6 protein-coding genes and 1 rRNA gene are annotated in these 6,707 nt (G+C 66.6%); 6 read left to right on the plus strand and 1 reads right to left on the minus strand.

The annotated features are described in order from the left end of the window. Positions 1–100 (minus strand): 16S ribosomal RNA (locus tag FVW27_RS04495); the annotation flags it as partial. A gap of 933 nt (positions 101–1,033) precedes the next feature. On the opposite strand from FVW27_RS04495, the gene rdgC reads away from it, so the two are divergent. From rdgC to FVW27_RS04525, 6 genes are all read left to right on the plus strand, one after another. Further along, on the plus strand, positions 1,034–1,651 hold the full coding sequence (gene rdgC, locus FVW27_RS04500) for a recombination-associated protein RdgC (RefSeq protein ID WP_167123110.1): 618 nt from the start codon (positions 1,034–1,036) through the stop codon (positions 1,649–1,651). Positions 1,652–1,673: 22 nt separating this feature from the next. Beyond that, on the plus strand, positions 1,674–2,210 hold the full coding sequence (locus FVW27_RS04505; protein ID WP_167123112.1) for a hypothetical protein: 537 nt from the start codon (positions 1,674–1,676) through the stop codon (positions 2,208–2,210). A 156-nt stretch (positions 2,211–2,366) separates the two neighbouring features. After that, positions 2,367–3,389 carry an ABC transporter permease gene (locus tag FVW27_RS04510; RefSeq protein WP_167123120.1) on the plus strand — a complete coding sequence of 341 codons (1,023 nt, stop codon included), beginning with the start codon at positions 2,367–2,369 and terminating at the stop codon, positions 3,387–3,389. A gap of 44 nt (positions 3,390–3,433) precedes the next feature. Further along, the gene (locus FVW27_RS04515) at positions 3,434–4,240 is read left to right on the plus strand and encodes an ABC transporter permease (protein WP_424991845.1); all 807 of its coding nucleotides are present in this window, start codon (positions 3,434–3,436) and stop codon (positions 4,238–4,240) included. Between the two features lie 3 nt (positions 4,241–4,243). Beyond that, positions 4,244–6,007 (plus strand): glycosyltransferase family protein, encoded by a 1,764-nt coding sequence (locus FVW27_RS04520; protein ID WP_167123116.1) that lies wholly within the window; start codon positions 4,244–4,246, stop codon positions 6,005–6,007. Between the two features lie 13 nt (positions 6,008–6,020). Continuing rightward, positions 6,021–6,707 (plus strand): AAA family ATPase (locus FVW27_RS04525; RefSeq protein ID WP_167123118.1); only part of this gene is annotated, 687 nt, incomplete at its 3' end.

Raw genomic sequence — 6,707 nt, forward strand, 5'->3', positions numbered from 1 at the left:
TGCGCCGCTTTACTCAGGCCGAAGCCCTTTCACGCACGACTTGCATGTGTTAGGCACGCCGCCAGCGTTCAATCTGAGCCAGAATCAAACTCTCCAGTTGAAAAACTGAAGTCGCACGAACGCCTCGTAATTGAGACACCCGTACGATTGATTACTATCGTAAAGGCTGATTCCTTCCCGACTCGCTATTTACTTGTCAAAGAACCCGGTCTTTCAACCACCGGCCGGACCATTGCCCGAACCGTTTTGCCGTGCACGCTGTGCGTGCGGGCGGACTTTCAGCTATGCTCCTTTCGGAGCCTTTCGTCAACACTCTTTCGCGTCTTTTTTCGCGACGGTCGTGTTGACCTTCTGCCCGTCCGGTCCTGCGTTGCCTCCTTGCAGAAGGCGTTGCCGGTTCCGTTCGGCGCGGAGGTGGTTTCTACGCGAAACCCGGATGAAGTCAACACCGTTTTTTCATTTTCTTGAAATTTCCACCCAACATACCGACAAATAAGACATAAAATCAGGCATGCACCGCATCAGAATGACCCTTTTACAGGGTGCTCGCGTCCACATGGCGTGCGTGGTCGCCTTCGGAACCACTTGCAAGGGATGCTTCTCACCTTGGCGCCGACGCATTCGAACGGCCCCTGGCATGCCATCTTTTAGCGGGGTCACTGACCTGTTCGCCCTACCCAATCCGTTTTGGCGACAGCGTCCCGCTCGGCGTCGGCCCGAGCCCCTATATATGTATGCTCACAACGCAGCGCCCCTTTCGCCTGCCCCCCGGCCCTGGCGTGCATACACGGGCCGGATGTTCCGTGCCTGCCCTGCCCATTCGCCGGACCTGCCGCCCCGACTGGTCCGACTGGCCTGACTGGCCTGACTGGCCTGCTGGCCTGCTGGGCCTGACTGGCCTGCTGGGCCTGACTGGCCTGTTGGGCCTGACTGGCGCTGGGCCGTCCCGTCCTGCGCACCGTGGGTCACGGGGTGGCGCGCCACGGCAAGATAGGCTAGGTATGTGCCCAATCCACAACCAAGGGAGACACCAATGGGTTTTCTTAACGCCAGCAGCAGCTTCACCCGGTTCCGCATCGCGGACCCGGTGCCCGCCACCCTCTGGCCCACCCTGCCCGACAAGCTGAAGCAGTTCTGCTTCCGCGATATCGACAACACTTCCGACGAACGCTCTTGGGGTTGGGTGTGCTTTGACGACATGCTCGATACGGCCTGGCGCACCGCGCCGCCCGAAAAGGGCGGATACATTGCCTTTTCGCTGCGCCAGGACACCCGGCGCATTCCCGCCGCCGTGCTGAAGAAGCACCTGTCCCTTGCCCTGCGTGAGGAAGAGGCCCGCAACAAGGAACAAGGCAAGAAGTTCATCTCGCGCGAGCGCAAGAAGGAACTGAAGGAACAGACCCGGCTGCGCCTGATGTCGCGTTTTTTGCCCATCCCCGCGGAATTCAACGTGCTGTGGGCCATCGATACGGGCATCATCTATTTTGCCTCCACGCAGTCGAAAATGATCGACCTATTCTCCGATTATTTCACGCTGACCTTCGACCTGCACCTGGAGCCGCTGACGCCGTACGCGTTGGCCGCCTCCATGCTGGACGAGGCCGCCATGACCCGCCTGGACACGCTGGAACCCACCCGGTTCGCCGGGTAGGCGCGCCGGACAAGGACATACGATGAGCGACACCCCCTATCTCGGCCAGACCACCGACGTGATCCTGGGCCAGGAATTCCTGACCTGGTTGTGGTACCGTAGCGAAACCGCGCCCGGTTCATTCCGCATGCCGGACGGCAGCCCCTTTGGCGTGCACATGGAGCAGCGCATTTCGGTGCAGGGCGGCGAGGGCGAAAGCCTGGAAACCGCTACGGTCTCCGGCTCCATGTCGCCCCTGCGCGAGGCGCGCATGGGCCTGACCACCGGCAAAAAGGTAACCCGCGCCCTGCTGCGCTTCGAGCGCGAGGCCGATTCGTGGCAGCTCAGCCTGCGGGCCGAGGACTTTTCCCTCAACAGCCTGAAGACCCCCACCGTGGAAAAGGACGGCGAGGGCGGCGACGACGATCCCGACGCCCGCCTGCTGGAAAAGATCTACCTGATCGAAACCTGCCTTGGCTTCCTGGACGAGGTGTACCGCCAGTTCATGGATGTGCGCCTTTCGAAGCGCTGGGCAGAGGAAGTGCGCGACCTGCGCGGGTGGATGGAGCACGAGGCGTAGGGACTGCCCCTGGCCCCCCGTCTCACGCAAGGCTTCAAGGACAACGACGACGTGACCAGCGATCATCGCGATACCCATCCAGGGCCGCCCGCCGCCACAGACACCCCGGCGGAAGGCGTCCGCCATCCCGCGCCGCGCCCCGGTCGTGTCGCAGCCATGCTGCGCCGCATGGGCCGCAAGCTGGCGTGGATGCTCTTCGTGTTCTGGGGCATCACGATCATCAGCTTCTGGGTCATCCACCTGGCCCCCGGCTCGCCCACGGACATGCAGACCACCATGAACCCGCTGGCCGGGGCGGAAACGCGCAAGCGCCTGGAAGCCCTGTACGGCCTGGATAAGCCGCTGCACGTGCAGTACGTGCAGTGGCTGGGGCGCCTGGCCCGGCTGGACTTCGGCAATTCCATGTCCAGCGATCCGCGCCCGGTGTGGGACAAGATCAAGGAACGGCTGCCGCTTACCGTGGGCATGAACGTGGCCTCGCTGGTGCTCACCCTGCTCTGCGCCATTCCCATCGGGGTGGCGTCCGCCCAGTGGCAGGGCAGGCTGTTCGACCGGGCCATGACGGTGCTGGTGTTCATGGGCTTTGCCATGCCGGGGTTCTGGCTGGCGCTGCTGCTGATGCTGCTGTTCGGCATCCACCTGCAATGGCTGCCGCTTTCCGGACTGACATCGCTGGACCACGCCGCCATGTCGCCCATGGGCAAGGCATGGGACATCATGGCGCATCTGGCCATGCCCATCTTCATCTATACCTTCGGCAGCCTGGCCGGGCTTTCGCGTTTCATGCGCGCCTCCATGCTGGAGGTGCTGCGGCAGGACTACATCCTTACCGCACGGGCCAAGGGGCTGCCGGTGCGCACGGTGATCTTCCGCCATGCGTTGCGCAACGCGCTGCTGCCGGTCATCACCATCCTGGGGCTTTCGCTGCCGGGGCTCATCGGCGGCAGCGTGATCATCGAATCCATCTTCGCCCTGCCCGGCCTGGGGCAGCTGTTCTACCAGGCGGTCATGGCCCGCGACTACCCGCTGATCATGGGCAACCTGGTACTGGGCGCGGTGCTGACGCTGGTCGGCAACCTGCTGGCGGACCTGTGCTACGGCCTGGCCGACCCGCGCATCCGGCTCACCGGGGGCACGGGCGGTGACGGCGCGGGGAACGGCGACGGGGGCAACGCATGAGCGCCGCCGACCTGTTCTCTCCCCGCCGCTGGCTGCATTTCTGGATGCGCCACCCCATGCTGGCCACCGGCCTGTCGCTGGTGCTGGCCATGTCCGCGGCAGCCCTGCTGGCCCCGTGGATAGCCCCGCACGATCCCACCGCGCTGGACCTGACGGCCATCCTGCAACCGCCGTCTTCCGCGCACCCGCTGGGCACCGACGCCCTGGGGCGCGACGTGCTTTCGCGCATGCTGCACGGGGCGCGGGTATCGCTGTGGGTGGGCTTCGTCTCGGTGGGCATCTCCGTTGCCATCGGCCTCGCGCTGGGGCTGGCGGCGGGCTACTTCGGCGGGCTGGCGGACGAACTGATCATGCGCTGCGTGGACATCATGCTGTGCTTCCCCTCGTTCTTCCTGATCCTTGCGGTCATCGCCTTCCTCGAGCCCAGCCTGCTGAACATCATGGCGGTGATCGGGCTCACCTCGTGGATGGGCGTGGCCCGGCTGGTGCGCGCGGAAACCCTTTCCCTGCGCGAACGCGACTTCATCGCTGCCGCCCGGCTGGCCGGTGCGGGGCCGGTGCGCATCCTGTCCCTGCACGTGCTGCCCAACGCCGTGGCCCCGGTGCTGGTTTCCGCCACGCTGGGCGTGGCCGGGGCCATCCTGACCGAATCTGCCCTGAGCTTTCTGGGGCTTGGCGTGCAGCCGCCCATGCCCAGCTGGGGCAACATGCTGCTGGAGGGCAAGGACGTGCTGGAGATAGCCCCGTGGCTGTCCGTGTTTCCGGGCTGCGCCATCCTGCTCACCGTGCTCGGCTACAATCTGCTGGGCGAAAGCCTGCGCGACCTGCTGGACCCGCGCCTGAAGCGCTAGGCCATGCGCATCGTCTGCGTCGGCACGCACCTGACCGCCAGCTTCCGGCGCATGGGGCACGAGGTGCTGGACCTGCACCCGCCCGGCGGCATCGTGGACATCGCCGCCCTGCTGGATGCGCACGGCTTTGCGCCCGACCTGCTGGTGCAGCAGGAAACGTTGGGCCCGCGGGTGATCCTGGCCGGGCTGGAAACCTTGCGCTGCCGCAAGGCCTACTGGGCCATCGACAGCCACCTGAACATGCACTGGCACCGCCACTATGCGCGGCTGTTCGACGTGCTGTTCACCCCACACCTTTCGCTGTTCCTGGCGCTGCCGCCGCAGTGGCGTCATCCGCAGGCCGTGCACCTGGCCATGAGCGGGCACGCCCGCCCGTGGCAGCCGCACGCCGGGCGCGGGCACGACATTTCCATGGTGGGCGTGCTGGACAAGCACCGCCCCCTGCGTGGCTGGCTGGCCGAACTACTGCAGGACCGGTTCGGCGTGCAGGCCCGGCAGGGCGTGCCCTTTGCCGAAATGCTGGCCCTGTACGGCGACACGCGCATCATTCCCAACGAATCCATAGGGTTCGAGGTAAATTTCCGCCTCACGGAAGGGGCTTCGTGCGGGGCCTGCGTGCTGACGCCGGACGTGGGGCCGGACCAGGACGCACTCTTCGACGACGGCCACGAAATGGTGGTCTACGCCGACGGGCTGGACATGCTGGAAAAGCTGCGCTTCCTGCTGCGCAGGCCGGATGTGGCCGAGCGCATCGGACGGGCCGCCTGGAAGCGGGTGCAGGCGCAGCATTTGCCGGACCACCGAGCTGCCACCGTCCTCAATGCCGTGGACAAGGCGCCGGGCAATGCCGCCACCGGCGCGGCGGGCGCTGAAGCCCTGTGGCTGACGCTGTTCCACCGCATGCGCGCCGGTGTGCTGGACCTGCCACCGGACGCGGTGTCCACCGCCCTGGACAGCTTGCCCGACACTTCGAGCAACATGAGCGCGCGGCTGCGCGCAGCAGCGGAACCGCCCAAGGCTCATCCCGCTCTGCCCGTGCGCGAGACACCGGCCCTGTCCGACCTGTTCGACCGGTTGCTGGCCACCGGCGCCCACGCGGACGACGTTGACGTCAACGTGGCCGCCGCAGGCGCAGCCCTGGTGCGCGGCGACCTCAAGGCCGCCAAACCCTTCTGGTACCGCCTGCACCAGGCCCGGCACCTGCGCCAGCCGGAAAAACCGCAGTCGGTGTACCACGCCTGCCTGCTGTGGACGGAACTGCTGCGCCGCGAAGGCCGCGACGCCCAGCCTGGCTTCACGTATGACCCGGAACGCCACTGCCCCGAAGCCGCCTTCGAGATGCTGGTGCTGGCGCAACGCCACAACGGCAACGACCTTGAATGGATGCGGGGGGTTGAGCGCTTGACTTCGCGCCGCAAGGCGCTCACTTTCTACAGGCTCGGCATTCTGGCGCGCCTTGCGCTGGAGCCCGGCGCGCCGTGGCGCACCCAGGCAGAATACGCGTTGGCCTGCCTGCGCGCCTACCGCGTCGAACAGGGGCTGCACGAGCTGGCCGATGCCGGACAACGCGCCACGGCGGAAGGGCAGGAACGCGCCTTTCTGCGCCTGCTGGACGGGCATGGCCCCGGCGGACATCTGCGCCGCGGGCTGAATGTGGCGCCCGCCGCACCGCCCCACATGCCTCCCACCACGCCACCGAACGCCGAAGTCGACATTTCACCGGACGCCACCGCCGCCCCCCCGGCGGACGGCGGCGACCGGACCTGAGCAAGGACACCTCATGCTGGAATACCTGCGCATTCGGGACCTCGCGCTCATCGAGGACATGGAACTGGATTTTGCCCCCGGCCTCAACGCCCTTACGGGCGAAACGGGCGCGGGCAAAAGCTTCATCCTCAAGGCGCTCAATTTCCTCATTGGCGACCGGCTCACCGCCGACATGGTCCGCCCCGGCAAGGAAAAGGCCCACGTGGAGGCCCTGTTCGCCCTGCCGGACGGCGACATGGTGCTGCGCCGCGAACTGACGGCGGACACGGGCCGCAGCCGCCTGTTCATCAACGACCGGCTCAGCTCGCAGGACGCGGTGCGCGACATGCGCGCCTCGCTGGTGGTGCACACCAGTCAGCACGGCCAGCAGAAGCTGCTGCAACCCGCCTTTCAGGTCCGGCTGCTGGACGAATTCCTGAACCGCCCTGATCTGCTGGCCGCCCGCGACGATGCGCTGAAAAGCCTGCGCGAAGTGGCCGCCAAACGCGAAGAACTGGCCGCCCGCGCCCGCTCGCTTGAAGACCGCCGCGACGTGCTGGAATTTCAGCAGCGCGAGATCGACAAGGTGGCCCCAGAGGCGGGCGAGGAAGACCGGCTGGAAGAACGCCGCCGCGCCCTGCGCGACGTGGCGTCTGCCCAACAGGCGCAGGAACGCGCCCTGGCCGTGCTGCGCGGCGAGGACGGCCCCGGCGTGGCCGAG

The organism is Nitratidesulfovibrio liaohensis, from assembly GCF_011682075.1.
Classification (GTDB): domain Bacteria; phylum Desulfobacterota; class Desulfovibrionia; order Desulfovibrionales; family Desulfovibrionaceae; genus Cupidesulfovibrio; species Cupidesulfovibrio liaohensis.

Excerpts from the sequence above, each read along its gene's own strand:
- FVW27_RS04510 (WP_167123120.1), top strand. The coding sequence starts at position 2,367 with ATGCTGCGCCGCATGGGCCGCAAGCTGGCGTGGATGCTCTTCGTGTTC.
- FVW27_RS04520 (WP_167123116.1), top strand. The coding sequence starts at position 4,244 with ATGCGCATCGTCTGCGTCGGCACGCACCTGACCGCCAGCTTCCGGCGC.
- FVW27_RS04515 (WP_424991845.1), top strand. The coding sequence starts at position 3,434 with ATGCGCCACCCCATGCTGGCCACCGGCCTGTCGCTGGTGCTGGCCATG.
- FVW27_RS04505 (WP_167123112.1), top strand. The coding sequence starts at position 1,674 with ATGAGCGACACCCCCTATCTCGGCCAGACCACCGACGTGATCCTGGGC.
- rdgC (WP_167123110.1), top strand. The coding sequence starts at position 1,034 with ATGGGTTTTCTTAACGCCAGCAGCAGCTTCACCCGGTTCCGCATCGCG.